This window comes from Vibrio sp. Vb1574, from assembly GCF_033338675.1.
In genome coordinates this window covers 1-1,116 of sequence record NZ_JAWOTC010000380.1, presented here as the reverse complement: position 1 = coordinate 1,116, position 1,116 = coordinate 1, and the positions used below count along the sequence as shown (strand labels likewise).

2 protein-coding genes are annotated in these 1,116 nt (G+C 46.9%); both read left to right on the top strand.

The window, feature by feature from the left end; genetic code table 11:
* A partial coding sequence (locus R7O12_RS26320; protein ID WP_318127012.1) for a winged helix-turn-helix domain-containing protein occupies window positions 1-187 on the top strand: 187 nt, incomplete at its 5' end.
* On the top strand, window positions 180-1,116 hold a 937-nt coding region (locus R7O12_RS26315; protein ID WP_318127010.1), incomplete at its 3' end, for a histidine kinase dimerization/phospho-acceptor domain-containing protein. The genes R7O12_RS26320 and R7O12_RS26315, both read left to right, overlap by 8 nt.

The window sequence follows — 1,116 nt, the reverse complement described above, 5'->3', positions numbered from 1 at the left end:
TGGCCAAGTGCTTTCGCGTACCACCATTGCGTCGTTAGTGTGGGATATGAACTTTGACAGCGATACCAATGTGATTGATGTGGCGGTCAAACGTCTGCGTAGCAAAGTGGACAAACCGTTCGATAAACCACTGATTCACACTGTCAGAGGGATGGGCTACAAACTCGAAGATAGTCGTGATGCCTAAGTTCTCGCTGCCTTTTTCCATGAAAAACAAGCTCGTGCTGATGTTTGTTAGTATGACGTTTGTGACCTATTTTTCTTTGGCTTTCATCCTACAGTACGCCATTGAGCGCCACTTTTATTCGCAAGATTTCAGCTATATTTCCAGTAAGTTCAATGCCATTGAGAACGAGTTAAAACGCTCGCCAGAGGATGTGTTCAAGCAAGCGAATAACAGCACGCTCTACATGTGGGTGTTTGAAGGCAAGCAGAACGTGTATCAGAATTCGAGCCTGACGATTCCTCAGAACCGAGCCTACAGCATTAGCTCACCTCAAGTTTTAAATCACGAGCGCGCCATCGAATGGAGTGAGGACTCGCTGAATATTCGCGCGTTTGCGTTTCAAGCTGGGGAGTATCAGGTGGTGCTCGGCATGAGTATCAATCACCATATTTTGTTTTTGGATAAACTCGACTGGATTTTGTTTTGGGCGCTCGGTTTGGCGTTTGTGATTTCTTCCGCGTTGAGCGGTTGGATGGTAAAACGTGGGTTGAAGCCGATTGTGGGATTGAATCAGCACATTCAACAGATATCACCAGAGCAAATGGGCATTCGTCTCGACCCCGATTCGTTGCCAGTAGAACTGCGCGAGTTAGCCAACAAACACAACGCGATGCTCGATAGGTTGCAAACTGGTTTTCGCCGCTTGAGCGAGTTTTCTTCTGATATAGCACATGAGTTAAAAACGCCACTCACCAACATTACCACGCAAAATCAGGTCATTTTAGGTGCGTGTCGAACGCCTGAAGAGTATCAGGATGCGATTGCCTCAACGTTGGAAGAACTCAACCGCATCACGAAAACCATCAACGATTTGCTCTACATTGCCAAGGCTGAAAACAAGCTCATTCATCGCCATGACGAAGTGTTTGCGGTGCAGGAGGAAATTGACC